We start from the raw sequence: 13,719 nt of genomic DNA on the forward strand, positions 1-13,719 counted from the left end.
GATTGACGAAGTACGAATCACGCTCCCTGGCGGGCAGGACGATCATGTCATCGATCGAGGTGGCGGAACACTGCCCGGGGCGTGGAGCCGGTCGGCGAACCAGTCCGCGACCAGCACGTGCTTGGCGTGCGAATGGTTGTAGACGCAGTGATCGCCGTCGGGCCACTCGGCCCAGTGCTTGTCGGGCGATCCGGCGCCGTCGAACAGTGCGCGGGCGTTCTCGATCAGGAACACCCGGTCCGGTGTGCCGTGCAGGACCAGCAACGGGATCCGCAGGAGGGCAAGGCGCGCAGGGGCGAGCCGGTAACCCTCCAATGTGGACCGGGCCTGCTCCGGATCGTCGATACCGAGCAGTGGCCGCACCTTCGCGATGAATCGGGGAAAGCGGTCCAGGATCTCGGCGGGACGCACGGTGCCGCCGTTGACGCAGCAGGCCGCGAAACCCTCGCCCGCGCTCGCCGCCAGCGCGGCGAGGAACCCGCCCATGCTGTTCCCCCAGATCCCCACCCGGTCGCCGAGCCGGTCGTCCGCCCGCAGGGTCCGCGCGACCGTCTCGAACGCCTTGTCCACCTCCGGGGTCATCGTGCTGCCGTGGAACAGCCTGCTCTCGCCCTGCCCGGGGCCGTCGGCGAGGAACGCGGCGATCCCGCGGTCGAGCAGGTAGGTGGCGCCGACGTGGTACTCCTCCCGCCATCCGTCGAAGCCGCCGATGATCATCACGGTGGGTGGCGCCTCCACCCCGGCCGGGCGCAGCAGCCAGCCGGACACGATCCCGGCCGGGGTGTCGATGTCCCGGTGCTCGGCGATCGGCTCGGTCAACGCGCCCGCGGCGCCGAAGGCGGTGATCAGCTTGCGGTAGAGCGCCCGTTTGCGTGGCTCGGTGTCGGCGAGCGGGACCTGCCCGGCCCGGAAACAGGCCGAGGCGAACAGATACCAGTCGTGTGCGGTCGCGGTGTGTCCCTCGGCGAGCGCGGCATCCGCGCGGGCCAGGTTCCGGTCGCCGAGTTCCTCGGCCGCCTCGTCCCACGGGCGGCCGGTGCCGACGAGCCGGTAGAGCTCGGTGACATCGGCGAAATCCATGCCGTTGCCGACGAGCCGCTGCACCGGCATCGCCCGTTTGTGCGCCTCCGCCGCTTTCCCGCTCGGAGTCACGAAACGGCCGCGATCCGCATCGGTGTGCCGATCGCCCGGTCGAGCGCGTCGACGACGCGGCCCATCCCACTGCTGTCCTGCGCGGCACTGAAGATGGCGAAGTCAGGGCGGTAGAGGATCATCGAGAGGCCGGTCCCGGCGAAGTAACCGGTGTAGTAGCCGTCGATGTCGATGGTGTCCTCGCCGAGGGCGACCACCCGGACGCCGAGCCTGTCGAGCACCGCGCGGTGGCCCGCGGTGAGGCCGCAGTCCGTGCCGTGGGCGAGCAACAGGGTCCACCCGCTGCCGAGCATGTCGTCGAACCGTCCGGTCTCCCCGCCGGTCTGCACGCGGCCCTGTGGGGCGAGCCTGCCGACGACGTCGGCCGCCCTGCCTTCGGCTCCGGTGTCGAGCAGCCCGTCGAGAAGGTGCGGGAAGGGCGGCGGGGGCGGCACTTCGCCGCGGCGGAACGCCGCGTCTCTGGCCTCGGCGATCTCCGGATCGAACGTGCAGGATACCCGGCCCGCCTCGATGGACATCCGGATCAGCGTCTCCACGTGGGGCGCCCGCTCGATCTGGTAACTGTCCAGGAGGGTGTCCTCGGCGACGCCGCGCAGCACCAGATCGAGCCGCCAGGCCAGTGCCTTGGCGTCGCGGATGCCGGAGCACATGCCCTGTCCCATGAACGGCGGCATGACGTGCGCGGCGTCGCCGATCAGCAGGATCCGTTCGTCGCGCCACCGGTCGGCGAGCTTGGCCTGGAAGGTGTAGACCGCGTGCCGGACGAGCTCGGCTTTGTCCGGGGTCACGGCGTAGGGCGCGAGCAGGGCCCAGGCCACGCCGGGGTCGCCGAAGCGTTCCGGATCCTCGCCGGGCAGCAGCGCGAATTCGAACCGGCGGTGCCGGGTGCCGAGCTGGAACAGGCAGTGCGGTCGGGCCGGATCGCACACCTGCCCGTTGTCGAATCCGAAGTCCAGCGGGACCTTCGGTTCGAGATCGCAGACGAACCAGGTCTCCCGGAACCCGAAGTCGGTCTGCGTGATGCCGAGCCGGTCGCGGATGAAGCTGTTCGCGCCGTCGGCGCCCACCAGGTACCGGCCGCGCACCGTCCGGGTCCGCGCGCCGACGATCTTCTCGCCGTCCGGCGAGGTGGTGATCTCACGCAACGTGACTTCGACGTGGTCCTCGTGCCGGGTGAGCGCGGTGGCCTCCCAGCCCTGGTGCACCGAGACGGTCGGCTGGGCCCGCACGGCCGCGTCGAGCGCGTCCTCGATCGACGGCTGATACATGATGTAGTCCGACGGCCAGCCGGAGATGCCGTCGGCATCCCAGTCGAAGGTCAGCAGGGTCTCGCCGCGCCCGTTGCGGAACACGTACTTGGTGGCCCGGACCATGTCCCGCTCGATCCGCTCGGCGATCCCGAGGGACTGGAAGATCCGCATGATCTCGTGATCGACGTGGCCGGCGCGGGCCCTGCCGTACAGCCCGGGCCAGCGTTCGAACACGGCGACCCGGTGGCCGCACTGTCCGAGCAGGGCCGCCATGGTCTGGCCGACCGGGCCGTAACCGATTTGCACGACGTCGTAGGGCAGGTCGTCGTCTGGCTGGGGCATCGTTGCCTCCCAAGGATCTGCGCCGCCGCTAATAGCGGCTGTGGCCACGCTAAGCCGGTGGCGGCGGGATCTGTGTCCGGTTCCGGAGACGCCTATCCGATTCCGGCGGCCAGGAAAACGTTGCCGGAACTGGACAACGGCCGCCGGAAACGGACGGGAAAGCCGGGCCCGCGGACCTAGTTTGGTCGAGCACATCGGCATGGAGGTCCTATGGAGAACAGTGACGGCACCCGTTCGGCGTTGATCGTCGGTGCCGGCATCGCGGGGTTGACCACGGCGAGCGCCCTGGCGCGGCGGGGGTGGAGTGTCGAGGTCGTCGAAACCGGCTCGGAGGGCGCGACCGCCGGGTGGGGGTTGAGCCTGACCGGCCCGTCGCTGCGGGCGCTCGACGGTCTCGGCCTCGCCGATCACTGCCTTGCCGCCGGATACGGCATGAGCGTGATCACCAACGTGGACGCGAACGGGGTGACGACCCCGATCGAGCTCCCGCACCTGATCGGCGACGATCGCCCGGCCATGGCCGGCATCGCGCGCCCGGAGCTGCACCGGATCCTGCGTGCCGAGGCGCTGCGGCTCGGCACGCGAATTCACTACGAACTCGGCATTTCCCGGCTGGCCCAGCGGGACGGGCGGGCACGTGCCGAGCTGACCGACGGAACGGTCCGCACCGTCGACCTGCTCGTGGGCGCCGACGGCATCCGCTCCACCGTCCGGGACCTCATCGGCCGGCCCACCCCGATCCGGTATCACGGCCAGATGGTGTGGCGGGCCCTCGTGCCGCGGCCCGGCTGGGCCACGAGCATTCACACCTTCGCCGGCGACGGCCACCAGACCGGAGTCGTGCCGATCTCCCCGAGCCAGGCCTACGTCTTCCTCACCGAGAACGGCGTCCGGCCGGACGTACTGCCGGACGCCGAACTCGCCGCGCGCATGGGCGATCTGCTCGCGCCGTTCACCGGCCGGATAGCGGAGATCCGGCCCGAGGTCGCGCGGTCCGATTCGGTGATCCGGCGGCCGGTGCAGACCGCGCTCGTCGACGCCCCGTGGTCCGACGGAGCCAGCGTCGTCCTCGGCGACGCCGCGCACGCGCCCTCGCCGCAAATGGCCAGCGGGGCCGCGCTCGCCATCGAGGACGGCCTTGTCCTGGCCCAGGAACTGGACCGGTACGAGGACATTTGGAAGGCCCTCGAGGCGTTCACCGACCGCCGCCGGGAACGGTGCTCGGTCCTGGTGAAGACCTCGGTCGCGATCGCCCGGCTCGAGCAGGAGCAACGGCATCGCGATTCATATCCCCTCATCGAGGCGTGCCACCAGCGGATGGCGCAGCCGGCGTGACACAGGAGGTTCACTTGTCCGACAACACCGCCCCGTCCCTGCCCGAGGCGAAGTCGTGGTTGCGCACGCATCTTGCGCAGCGGCGCAACCCGTTCAACGCCATCGGCCAGGACGCCGCAGCGCGGTATATCGAAACGCTGCCCGGCGTCGACCCGGTCCGGTGGGCGGAGCACTGGCTCGGTGGTGCGGCGGAGTTCGCGGCGTCGGCCGAGCGGGCCGAGGCCGACGGCGACCGCGGCGACGCGCTGGAAAACTGGTGGCAGGCCTACCAATTCGCGTTCCTCGGGCGGTATCCGTCGCCCATTCACCCTGCCAAACTGGCCGCGTACGAGCTGGCCCGGAAGTATTTCGCGCGGGTGTGCGAACTGGAGAACACGCCGGTCGAGCGGGTCAGCGTGCCGTTCGACGGCCGCGCGGGCGAAGGCGACTCCGTCTCGTTCCTGGTGGCCCGGCCGCCCGGTTCCACTGTGGACAGGCCACCGGTCGTGCTGATGTGGGGCGGAATCGACGTGTGGAAGGAGGAAAGCTACGCCCGCGGCCGGCTACTGCGCGAACGGGGTTTCGCCACGGTGCACATCGACAAGCCGGGAGTCGGGCAGTCGCCGGTGCCGGCCGGCCCGGACGCGGAACGCCAGTGGGATCCGGTGTTCGCGTGGCTGCGGACCCGGGACGATCTCGACGCGGACCGGGTCGCGGCGCTGGGGTTGTCGTTCGGCGGGTACTGGGCGATGAAACTGGCGCACACGCACCGCGAACAGCTCACCGCCGCGGTCAACTGGGGTGGCGGCGTGCACCTGACGTTCCAGCCCGAATGGCAGGAGAAGTCCCGGAACGCCTCATCCTATCTGATGGATCTCATGCCCGCCCGCGCTCGCATCTTCGGTGGCCGCACCTACGAGGACTACGTCGCGCACTGCCCGGAACTTTCCTTGCTGGACCAGGGAATTCTGGACCGGAAGTCGTGCCCGCTGTTACTGGTCAACGGAAAGGACGACCAGCAGAACTGCTCCGCCGACATCCACCTCGCCCTCGAGCACGGCGACCCGAAGACCGCACGGCTCTTTCCCGGCGGGCACATGGGCTCCGGCCCCGTCCTGCCCACCATCGTCGACTGGCTGACCGACCGGCTCGGCCACCCGGCCACCGAAGGGAACTGACATGCACACCACCGGTTTGATCACGCACCTGCGGCACGTCGACATCGCGATGCCGAACTTCGCTGAGCAGCGCACCTTCTACCGGGACACGTGGGGGCTGACGGAGACCACCGACGACTCGGGAGTGTCGTTCCTCGCCGCCGAGGGCTCACCGGAGCTGTATGTCGTCCGGCTGCGCAAGGACGAGCGGAAACGCACCGACCTCATCGCGTTCGGCTCCGCCGGCCCGTCCGATGTGGACAGCCTGACCGAGCAACTGATCGGTCAAGGAGTGACGCTGGTCCACGAACCCCGTGTGCTGGACACCCCGGGCGGCGGCTACGGCGTCCGGTTCTTCGACAACGAAGGCCGGGTGGTCGAGGTCTCCGCGGACGTCGCGGTCCGGGCACACCGCAAGATCGAGGCGCGCGAGTCCATCCCGGTACGGCTTTCCCACGTGCTGATGAACACGCCCACCCCGGAAGCGACCGTCCGCTGGTACATCGACCACCTGGGTTTCCGGCTGTCCGACACGATGCGCGTCGGCGACCGCGAGATCATGTGGTTCCTGCGCTGCAACACCTTCCACCACAGCTTCGGCTTCGTGCGTGGTCCGCATGCCGCGTTCCACCACGCCTCGTTCGAGATGCGCGGCGTTGACGAGTTCATGCGTGGCACCGGGCGGATGAACCGTCTCGGTTTCGAGCGCCTCTGGGGCCCCGGACGGCACCGTGCCGGGGACAACTCGTTCAGCTACTACCTGGACCGGGCCGGCAACACCGTCGAGTACACGACCGAGCTCGAGGTGATCGACGAGGACACCTGGCACCCGCACATCTACGACCTGACCGATCCCGCCAACGCCGACCAGTGGGGCACCGCGAACGAGATGGACGAGTTCATCGCCGCCCGCTCGCACAACGACGTCGATCGCGGCCTGTTCATCGCGCCGCCGATGTGACCGGGCGGACGAAATGAAAGGGGAACCAGTGATGACCTCGGTCCGCGCTCGTCTTTTCGGCAGTTGGCGGATGATTGACTGGAAGGTTTTCCGCGACGGGGAAACGCTCGATCCACCCCTTGGCCCGGTCGTGGCCTGCACCGGGCTGCTCATTTACACCGAAGAGGGAACGATGAGCGCCAATCTCATGCTCGGCAAGCGAGCACCCTTCGCCGACGGGTCGCTCGACGGTGGCACGCAAGAGGAACGAGCCGAAGCGTACCGTTCGATCATCTCGTACGCCGGTACCTACGAGGTCGACGAGCCGACAGCGACGGTGGTCCATCACGTGCAGATCGCGACATTCCCGAATTTCGTCGGCACCGACCTCACCAGAACGTGCGTCTTCGAGGACGAGGACACGCTGAAACTCGACACCCCGCCGATGAAGATCGGCGGCGAATCGCTTGGCAGTCACATTCTCTGGCAGCGGAAAGGGACGGAGGCCTGACAATGCGGGCATTCCGCAGAATCGTCACCGGTCATGACGGCGACAGGCGATCGGCGGTCGCCGAGGACCGCGAATGCCCGCACGTCGAGGTGACCGCCGGTGCCACCGTGACCAATCTGTGGCGGCACGAGGGAAGACCCGGCAACGCGGACCCCTACCGCGATCCGGTCGCACCCGGGACGCCGCTTCCGCCGCCGGCCCGGGGCAGTTTGCTCCGCGTGGTCGAGTTCCCGCCGCGCGGATCGGGTGCGGCTCCCTACGTCCATCGCACCGATTCACTCGACTACGCCTACGTCATCGACGGCGAGGTGTACAGCGTCCTGGACAAGGACGAGACACTCATGCGCGCCGGTGACGTGCTGGTCCAGCGGGGCACCAACCACGCCTGGGACAATCGCTCCGACAAGCCCTGCACGATTCTCTTCGTCCTGCTGGACGCCGAACCACTCGACGACCGCCAGGGCTGAGCGCGTCGTGGCCAGGCTCGCGCCGGCTGATCGACATCCGCCCCCTTTACAGCCGGAAACGCGCCGAGCCAGCCGACATGGCTGACTGGCCCCGTTCACGCACACGCCGAAACATGTTCTCCCCACGCTGCTCGACATCCCGCGGTACACATCCTCGGCGCACTGTTTCCTGGAATTACCCCGTAATCAACACTGGTGCGATCACCTCAACTTGGTAATGCTCTTGCTTGTCAATTCAGCACGTGCGGGGACCACAGGAAGAATGAGGTCCCCCGGACGCCGCTGTCGTTGTTCAGCGCTTATACGACTAGGCGGTCCCACGCGTGTGTACGTAGGTCGCGACCATGGTTCGGGGTCCCGGAGCCGTGGTTCGGTTTTTGCGAGGGGAAAGTTGACGCGAAGAAGAACATGGTTCATGCTGCCCATCTGCCAATGTCAACCTTGTCGGTTCGCGCCATCCTAACGACCTGGTCGCCGACTTGTATCCTACGGACGCTCTCTGCGGATTCGGAGACAACGGCATCACGTTCAACAGTGTTTTCCAGTCACACCGAACCCTAGTCACCGTCGAATTCCTGCCCGAGTCACTGGAAGCAAAGAACACCGGGGCCGACGATCCCTCGGTACGGACAACTGACGGCGTGTTCATCCTGCAGGCTGGTGGTCTCCAGTTCGAAAATCCCGACGAAGTCATGCCAGACACCCACATCGAACCGCCTTACCTCGGTACCTGCCACGCGCACGTCATGCGACGCCTGCTGGTCTCACCCGCGACCTTCGTTCCCCCCGTTGATGATCCGAACCCCGACGGACTCGAGGAATGGACCATCACCATCTGGCCTCTGCACACAGAACCGTCGAGCCGTCCTTGAGGGGCAGGCTTTCCCACCTGGCTGGAAGAGATAGTTGGTGACGTGCGGGCGCACTCGGTTGGCGCTGCGCCAGCCGTGGCCACGACGAACTAGAATTGCCAGGGCAGCTCGCTTCCCGGACCGCCACCGCCATCGCCTTCGTCGATCCAAGGGCGAGATCAGAGCATGGACACCTGGCGCTGTTCCGCCGTGATCTCTCCCGGCTCCTGGCGCAGCAGCTCACCCCGCTCGGCCCTGGTTCCCGGGCATCTGGCTCAGGCCGGGTCCTCCAGAGCTTTGATGAGGAGATGAGACAGACGGCGGAACTCCTCGGTGTTGGCCCTGCCGAACTTCTCCAGCGCCGGAGCCAGCCGGGCCTCGATCTGGCTGAAGGTCTCATCCATCAGCTTGTGCCCCTTGGCCGTGAGATGGTTGTCCACCACCCGGCCCCGGGCCGGGGAGCGCTCCACCAGTCCCTCCTCCTGCAGGGTCCGGATGAGACGGCTGACGGCCTGCGGCGTGTGGACCGCGGCGCGCGCGAGCTCCGAGGCGGAGGCGCCGGGTGTCCGCTTCAGCTCCCGCAGCACCGTCCACTGCCCGAGTGTGAGCCCCAGAGGGTCGATGACCTGCTCGATCCGGTCGGCGAAGTGTTGCCGGATGATCCTGGACAGCGCACCGATTTCGATCCCCTGAGGCAGCGGGTCGCCCGGATTCTTCATGGTTGACATCGTACTCGTCGCGTTCTATATTGAATCGTAGTTCAATGTTGAATCCTGATTCCATACTGGCCGGCCTGTCGAGCTGACTCGGCTTTCGCCTCTCCCCGCGTCCGTATCCGGAGATAGACCATGCCCGTGCCCTCAGCCGCCCGTGCCACACCGGGGCCGAATGCGCGACAGCGAGCCCTGCCCCGCTGGCTGGTCGTCCTCCTGGCCACTTCCTGCGGGCTGACCGTGGCCAACCTCTACTACGCCCAGCCGCTCCTGGAGATGCTGCGCCGGACCTTCCAGCTCCAGGACTCGACCGCCGGCCTGCTGATCACCCTGACCCAGCTCGGCTACGCCGCCGGCATGGTGTTCCTGGTCCCCCTCGGCGACCGCATCGAGAACTCCCGCCTGGTCTCCGTCCTGCTCACCGTCACGGCCCTGGCCATGGCCACCGGCGGCCTCGCCCCCACCTTCACCGTCCTGCTCATCGCCGCGCTCGTCGCGGGTGCCACCTCCGTCGTCGCACAGGTGCTCGTCCCCTACGCCGCCGACCTCGCCCCCGATCACCTGCGCGGCGCCGTGGTGGGCAAGGTCATGAGCGGACTGCTCGCCGGGATCCTGCTCTCCCGCACCGTCGGCAGCCTGCTCGCGGACGTCGCAGGCTGGCGCGCCGTCTACCTGGTCTCCGCCGCCCTGATGGCGATCCTGGCCCTCGTCCTGCGCCGCGCGCTGCCCCACCGGGCCCCCACCAGCACCCACTCCTACACCGCGCTGCTGCGTTCCACGGCCCGTCTGGTCCGCATGCACCCGCAGCTGCGCCGCCGGTCCTTCTACCACGCCTGCATGTTCGCCGCCTTCAGCGCGTTCTGGACGACCATCTCCTACGTCCTGGCCGACGCGCCGTACAACTACTCCCAGCTCCAGGTCGGCCTGTTCGCTTTCGTCGGCGCCGCCGGCGCGCTCGTCGCCCCACTCGCGGGCCGCCTCGCCGACCGAGGGCTCGCTCACCGGCTCACCCCCGTGACCTGCCTGCTCGCCGCCGCTACCCTCGTCTGGGCCGGCCTGGCCGCCCACCAGATCCTCGTTCTCGCCGCCGCCGCAATCCTCCTCGACTGCGCCGTGCAGTGCTCCCTGATCTTCGGACAGCACACCATCTACCAACTCGACGCAGACGCCCGCGCCCGGATCACCAGCGTCTACATCGCCACCTTCTTCATCGGCGGCGCCATCGGCTCCCAACTCGGCGCCCTTGCCTACCACTGGGGCAACTGGCAGGCGGTCACCCTCACCGCGGCAGCCTTCCCCGTCATCGCCGCGCTCGCCTGGACCACCGACCGCACCCACACCAGCAGGAAACGCCGAGCAGCAAACACCACATGAAGCCTGCTCCAACGGTCCTTTTGCGACAGTTCGTGTGCCAACAGTCCAGACACGCACTTCGAGAACCTCCCGCACCGGCACGGATTCAGCCTCGTCTCCTCGGAATCCCTGTGCGGCGCCACGGGTCCGAGTGAGGGAGGGATAGGTGGGGAGCGCTTCCGGCAGGGAGGGGTCCCGTGGCCTCAGTCCTACCTTCGGTGTCATGACTCAAGAAACTTCTTACACCACAGTGCCAGGAGCTCGTGGAAAGTCCGTCCGGCGCCGGGTCACCGGGCTCGCAGCCATTCTGTGCTGCGCCGCCGGGGTAGGCGTGGCGACGGCCCCGGAAGCCGCCGCCGACGAATGCCACGATGTCCCTGGCGTCGGGCTGATGTGCGGCCAGCTCTGGAACACCGGCAACGTGGCGATCGGTGTCATCAACACGTGGACCGACGAGATCGACCGCACACCGACCGTCGACCACCACCAGGGCCTGCTCGCGCCGGGAGACCACTCGTACAAGTACCGCCGCGACGTCGACGGCTTCTGGGTCGGCAAGGGCTACTGCGCCAGGGAACACAGCCCCTACACCGGCGACTACTTCTACCGGGGGCCGATCAACGTGCAGATCCACGACACGAAAATCGGCGCCGAATACACCGTAAGCGCCCGACCCTGCTAAGCCACCCGAGTGGAGAGTGCTGACCGGAAGCGGTTTACGGCGACGACCGTCTACATTCGACACTCGGATACCGAAAACCCCACGAAACCCGCATGAGCTATCGCCAAAGTATCGCCCTCGCAGCATGAACACTGCGTTCCAGAACGATCAGCAGGCGGCGCGTCGGTGACCGGACTGGTCCGCCGGTGCCGGTCAGGCGAGTCCGCGCAGTGCTTCGTCGTCTTTGCCGCCGGGCTCGGGGAAGTACACATACAGCACGTGGCCCCCGGGTCCGGCGAGTGCGAAGGTCTCGAAGTTGAAGCGGAGGACGCCGACGCCGTCGACACGCAGCCGCTCGCAGCGGCGCTGGGTGGGCTGCGCGAGCGGCTCGGGCCGATCCAGGCGGTGCTGTTCAGCCCCCGGCCGAGGCGAACGCCACCGCCGCCAGGTAAGCGCCGTACAGGGCATGCTCGCGACCGTCCAAACCGGACGGATCACGCACCACCTCGGGAAGCCCGATGATGAGCGCCCGCACCCCCTCGACCGCCAGCGCCGCGTTGATCGCATCGGCATTTGGCGCCCAGAGACTGTCCACACGGTGCGCGAGCGCGTTCAGCCCGGACGCCACGCTCATTTCCACCGGTAGCGTGAGCATCACCGACGGGTCGTAGACGATCGCGGCGGGCAGCACCCGCGGATCTCGTCCCGTGGTCGAGCCCCCGCCGACCGACACGATCGCGTCGGCCCGGTGTGCTGCCGCCGCGGCGTCGCCCGGATGCGCGGATTGGGCGGCCTGACGGGAAGCGTCGAGGGGGTTGACACCGGAAAGTGTGAGTGGTTTATTACTCATATGGCAGCGACGGGACGGGTGCTCAGCACCGCGGAGGAACGCAGGGAAGTGGTGCTGAGCACCGCGGTCAGCAGCTTCGCGGCCCGTGGCTACTACGGCACCAATACCACCGAGGTGGCGAAGCGGGCGGGGATCTCGCAGGCCTATGTCTACCGTCTGTTCCCCAACAAGGAGGCGTTGTTCGTCGCGGTCGTCGAGCACTGCTTCGACCTCGTGCGGGACAGCTTCGCCAGGGGGGCGGCCAAGGCGCGCGGCAGCGAGCCACACGAGGTGCTGATGGCGATGGGCGACGAATACGCCCGACTCATCGCCGACAAGGACTTAATGCTGGTCCAGGTGCACGCCCAGGCGGCCGCGGCTTCCGAGCCCGCAGTGCGCGAGGTGGTGCAGCGCAGCTACGCCAGGACCGTCGAGTACGTGCGCAGCGTTTCCGGCGCGGACGCCGACGCGGTCCAGCACTTCATGGCCAGGGGGACGTTGTGTCACCTGGTGGTGGCGATCGGCGCCACCGAGGTCGACGCGCCGTGGGCGAACACGCTCTCGGCGGGCCTGCGCCATCACTGACCTCTTTCACCACTGAGCTTTCACCGTGAGAACAGCCGCGTCGCGCGGCTTTCTTTGAACCATAGTGTGAGTGATCAACCACTCAATCTAGGAGGGGTAGTGATGAACCAGGAACTGCACGTCGTCCTCGGCACCGGACCGGTCGGCCTGACCCTCGCCGAGCGGCTCGTCGCCCGGGGCCACCGGGTACGCACGGTGAACCGGTCCGGCGGCGGGGAGCAGATCGCCGGTTCGGTGCGGGTCGCCGCCGACGTGACCGACCGGGTCAAGCTTGCCGAGATCGTGGAGGGCGCCGACGTCGTCTACAACTGCACGCACGTGCCGTACCAGTTGCAGCCGCAGGTGCTGCCGGCGATCCAGGACGCGCTGCTCGACGTCGTCGGCCGCAGCGGCGCGAAGCTGGTCACCGTCGAGACGCTCAACCAGTACGGCCCGACCGGCGGGGTGCCGATGACCGAGCGGACGCCGCTCGCCGCGCCGGGCCCCAAGGGCAGGACGCGCGCCGCGATCACCGAGCGGTACCTGGCCGCGCACCAGCGCGGGGACGTCCGCGTCGCACTCGGCATGGCGGCCGACTTCTTCGGCCCGCGCGTTCTGCTGTCTTCGCTGGGCGTGTCGGTGTTCCCCGCCGCGCTGGCCGGCGAGGCCCGGCTCGGGCTGGGCGACATCGACCTGCCGAAGAGCTACACCTACGTACCCGACCTCGCCGCCGGGCTCGCCGTGCTCGGCTCCGACGAGCGCGCACTGGGCAAGCTGTGGCACCTGCCCGTCGACGGCCCGTACACGACCCGGCAGATCCACGGCATCATCGGCGACCTGACCGGCGAGCCGACGCAGATCACGGTGCAGCGCGAGCCAGAACCGTTCGGCCCCTACGACGAGGAGTTCATGGCCGAGTACCGCGAACTCTTCTACTGGCACACCGAGCCGTTCGCCATGGACGACTCCCTCTACACCAGCACTTTCGGTGTCCGCGCCACCCCCATGCGCGAAGCACTCGCCAAGACCCTCGACTGGTTCGCCCACTCCATCCAGAAAGGACAGTGACCGTGAAAACCCTGTACACCACCGAAGTGACCTCCAGCAGTGACGGCCGCAACGGCAAGGTCCGCTCCCACGACGGCCTGCTGGACACCGCCCTCGCGCTCCCCAAGGAAGCGGGCGGCTCCGGCACGGCGACCAACCCCGAGCAGTTGTTCGGCGCGGGCTACTCGGCCTGCTTCCACAGCGCGTTGCGACTGGTCGCCAGGGAGCGCAAGGTCAAGCTGTCCGGCGACACAGTCGTCGCACGGGTGAGCCTCGCCCAGGACGAGGCCGGGTTCCTGCTCGACGTCGAGTTGTCCGTCTTGCTTCCCGGTCTGTCCCAAGAGGACGCCGAATCGCTGGCCGAGGACGCCCACGGGCGCTGCCCGTACTCCAGGGCGATCCGCGGCAACGTCGACGTCACACTGCGCGTGGCCGTCTGACCGGCAGGCCCCGGCACCCGCGAGCACAACGGTCATGGGGCACAGGCGATGGACGATCTTCGCTCACGGAACGCGTGCGGGAAGATCGTCCCTCGTGGTTTCCACGGGTGTCCTCGGGTAGAACCCCT

General features: G+C 68.3%; 16 protein-coding genes. 11 read left to right on the forward strand and 5 right to left on the reverse strand.

The window, feature by feature from the left end; translation table 11 throughout:
* Window positions 1-42 precede the first annotated feature (42 nt).
* Complete coding sequence (locus tag ACFWX1_RS18185; protein ID WP_378388647.1) at window positions 43-1,110, reverse strand: alpha/beta hydrolase family protein; 1,068 nt, start codon at window positions 1,108-1,110, stop codon at window positions 43-45.
* Window positions 1,111-1,148: 38 nt separating this feature from the next.
* The gene (locus tag ACFWX1_RS18190) at window positions 1,149-2,744 is read right to left on the reverse strand and encodes a bifunctional 3-(3-hydroxy-phenyl)propionate/3-hydroxycinnamic acid hydroxylase (RefSeq protein WP_378388649.1); all 1,596 of its coding nucleotides are present in this window, start codon (window positions 2,742-2,744) and stop codon (window positions 1,149-1,151) included.
* Between the two features lie 210 nt (window positions 2,745-2,954).
* Here ACFWX1_RS18190 and ACFWX1_RS18195 point away from each other — a divergent pair, with 210 nt between their 5' ends.
* From ACFWX1_RS18195 to ACFWX1_RS18220, 6 genes are all read left to right on the forward strand, one after another.
* Window positions 2,955-4,079 carry an FAD-dependent oxidoreductase gene (locus ACFWX1_RS18195; RefSeq protein WP_378388651.1) on the forward strand — a complete coding sequence of 375 codons (1,125 nt, stop codon included), beginning with the start codon at window positions 2,955-2,957 and terminating at the stop codon, window positions 4,077-4,079.
* Window positions 4,080-4,093: 14 nt separating this feature from the next.
* The gene (locus tag ACFWX1_RS18200; protein WP_378388653.1) at window positions 4,094-5,236 is read left to right on the forward strand and encodes an alpha/beta hydrolase family protein; all 1,143 of its coding nucleotides are present in this window, start codon (window positions 4,094-4,096) and stop codon (window positions 5,234-5,236) included.
* Between the two features lies 1 nt (window position 5,237).
* On the forward strand, window positions 5,238-6,176 hold the full coding sequence (locus ACFWX1_RS18205; RefSeq protein ID WP_378388655.1) for a VOC family protein: 939 nt from the start codon (window positions 5,238-5,240) through the stop codon (window positions 6,174-6,176).
* Window positions 6,177-6,207: 31 nt separating this feature from the next.
* A complete protein-coding gene (locus ACFWX1_RS18210) occupies window positions 6,208-6,666 on the forward strand; it encodes a lipocalin-like domain-containing protein (RefSeq protein ID WP_378388656.1) in 459 nt (152 codons plus the stop codon).
* Window positions 6,667-6,668: 2 nt separating this feature from the next.
* Window positions 6,669-7,133, forward strand: a complete 465-nt coding sequence (locus ACFWX1_RS18215) for a cupin domain-containing protein (protein WP_378388658.1) — start codon at window positions 6,669-6,671, stop codon at window positions 7,131-7,133.
* Window positions 7,134-7,612: 479 nt separating this feature from the next.
* Complete coding sequence (locus ACFWX1_RS18220) at window positions 7,613-8,005, forward strand: hypothetical protein (protein WP_378388660.1); 393 nt, start codon at window positions 7,613-7,615, stop codon at window positions 8,003-8,005.
* 254 nt (window positions 8,006-8,259) lie between these two features.
* Here ACFWX1_RS18220 and ACFWX1_RS18225 read toward each other — a convergent pair whose 3' ends face one another.
* Window positions 8,260-8,703 (reverse strand): MarR family winged helix-turn-helix transcriptional regulator, encoded by a 444-nt coding sequence (locus ACFWX1_RS18225; RefSeq protein ID WP_378388662.1) that lies wholly within the window; start codon window positions 8,701-8,703, stop codon window positions 8,260-8,262.
* A 129-nt stretch (window positions 8,704-8,832) separates the two neighbouring features.
* Between ACFWX1_RS18225 and ACFWX1_RS18230 the strand changes: the two genes are divergently transcribed.
* Window positions 8,833-10,071: an MFS transporter gene (locus ACFWX1_RS18230; RefSeq protein WP_378388664.1), complete on the forward strand. Its 1,239-nt coding sequence runs from the start codon at window positions 8,833-8,835 to the stop codon at window positions 10,069-10,071.
* Between the two features lie 202 nt (window positions 10,072-10,273).
* Entirely contained in the window at window positions 10,274-10,732 is a 459-nt protein-coding gene (locus ACFWX1_RS18235) for a hypothetical protein (protein WP_378388666.1), read from the forward strand.
* Window positions 10,733-10,924: 192 nt separating this feature from the next.
* Here ACFWX1_RS18235 and ACFWX1_RS18240 read toward each other — a convergent pair whose 3' ends face one another.
* Together ACFWX1_RS18240 and ACFWX1_RS18245 are read right to left on the reverse strand one after the other, a co-directional pair.
* Window positions 10,925-11,179, reverse strand: a complete 255-nt coding sequence (locus tag ACFWX1_RS18240) for a hypothetical protein (RefSeq protein ID WP_378388668.1) — start codon at window positions 11,177-11,179, stop codon at window positions 10,925-10,927.
* Window positions 11,124-11,561: an iron-containing alcohol dehydrogenase gene (locus ACFWX1_RS18245; RefSeq protein WP_378388670.1), complete on the reverse strand. Its 438-nt coding sequence runs from the start codon at window positions 11,559-11,561 to the stop codon at window positions 11,124-11,126. Before ACFWX1_RS18245 ends, ACFWX1_RS18240 begins: the two co-directional genes overlap by 56 nt.
* On the opposite strand from ACFWX1_RS18245, the gene ACFWX1_RS18250 reads away from it, so the two are divergent.
* The 3 genes from ACFWX1_RS18250 (at window position 11,562) to ACFWX1_RS18260 (ending at window position 13,591) form a co-directional block, all read left to right on the forward strand.
* Window positions 11,562-12,125, forward strand: a complete 564-nt coding sequence (locus ACFWX1_RS18250; RefSeq protein WP_378388672.1) for a TetR/AcrR family transcriptional regulator — start codon at window positions 11,562-11,564, stop codon at window positions 12,123-12,125.
* A gap of 102 nt (window positions 12,126-12,227) precedes the next feature.
* A complete protein-coding gene (locus ACFWX1_RS18255) occupies window positions 12,228-13,172 on the forward strand; it encodes an NAD-dependent epimerase/dehydratase family protein (protein WP_378388674.1) in 945 nt (314 codons plus the stop codon).
* Window positions 13,173-13,174: 2 nt separating this feature from the next.
* Window positions 13,175-13,591 carry an organic hydroperoxide resistance protein gene (locus ACFWX1_RS18260; RefSeq protein WP_378388676.1) on the forward strand — a complete coding sequence of 139 codons (417 nt, stop codon included), beginning with the start codon at window positions 13,175-13,177 and terminating at the stop codon, window positions 13,589-13,591.
* Window positions 13,592-13,719: the final 128 nt, after the last annotated feature.

The sequence above is a fragment of the Amycolatopsis sp. NPDC059021 genome (assembly GCF_042739895.1).
Taxonomy (GTDB): domain Bacteria; phylum Actinomycetota; class Actinomycetes; order Mycobacteriales; family Pseudonocardiaceae; genus Amycolatopsis.

What these genes read in the sequence shown, in the direction of transcription:
- ACFWX1_RS18185 (WP_378388647.1), bottom strand. Translation starts at nt 1,110, where the DNA reads ATGCCGGTGCAGCGGCTCGTCGGCAACGGCATGGATTTCGCCGATGTC.
- ACFWX1_RS18190 (WP_378388649.1), bottom strand. Translation starts at nt 2,744, where the DNA reads ATGCCCCAGCCAGACGACGACCTGCCCTACGACGTCGTGCAAATCGGT.
- ACFWX1_RS18195 (WP_378388651.1), top strand. Translation starts at nt 2,955, where the DNA reads ATGGAGAACAGTGACGGCACCCGTTCGGCGTTGATCGTCGGTGCCGGC.
- ACFWX1_RS18205 (WP_378388655.1), top strand. Translation starts at nt 5,238, where the DNA reads ATGCACACCACCGGTTTGATCACGCACCTGCGGCACGTCGACATCGCG.
- ACFWX1_RS18210 (WP_378388656.1), top strand. Translation starts at nt 6,208, where the DNA reads ATGACCTCGGTCCGCGCTCGTCTTTTCGGCAGTTGGCGGATGATTGAC.
- ACFWX1_RS18215 (WP_378388658.1), top strand. Translation starts at nt 6,669, where the DNA reads ATGCGGGCATTCCGCAGAATCGTCACCGGTCATGACGGCGACAGGCGA.
- ACFWX1_RS18225 (WP_378388662.1), bottom strand. Translation starts at nt 8,703, where the DNA reads ATGAAGAATCCGGGCGACCCGCTGCCTCAGGGGATCGAAATCGGTGCG.
- ACFWX1_RS18230 (WP_378388664.1), top strand. Translation starts at nt 8,833, where the DNA reads ATGCCCGTGCCCTCAGCCGCCCGTGCCACACCGGGGCCGAATGCGCGA.
- ACFWX1_RS18235 (WP_378388666.1), top strand. Translation starts at nt 10,274, where the DNA reads ATGACTCAAGAAACTTCTTACACCACAGTGCCAGGAGCTCGTGGAAAG.
- ACFWX1_RS18240 (WP_378388668.1), bottom strand. Translation starts at nt 11,179, where the DNA reads ATGCCCTGTACGGCGCTTACCTGGCGGCGGTGGCGTTCGCCTCGGCCG.
- ACFWX1_RS18245 (WP_378388670.1), bottom strand. Translation starts at nt 11,561, where the DNA reads ATGAGTAATAAACCACTCACACTTTCCGGTGTCAACCCCCTCGACGCT.
- ACFWX1_RS18250 (WP_378388672.1), top strand. Translation starts at nt 11,562, where the DNA reads ATGGCAGCGACGGGACGGGTGCTCAGCACCGCGGAGGAACGCAGGGAA.
- ACFWX1_RS18255 (WP_378388674.1), top strand. Translation starts at nt 12,228, where the DNA reads ATGAACCAGGAACTGCACGTCGTCCTCGGCACCGGACCGGTCGGCCTG.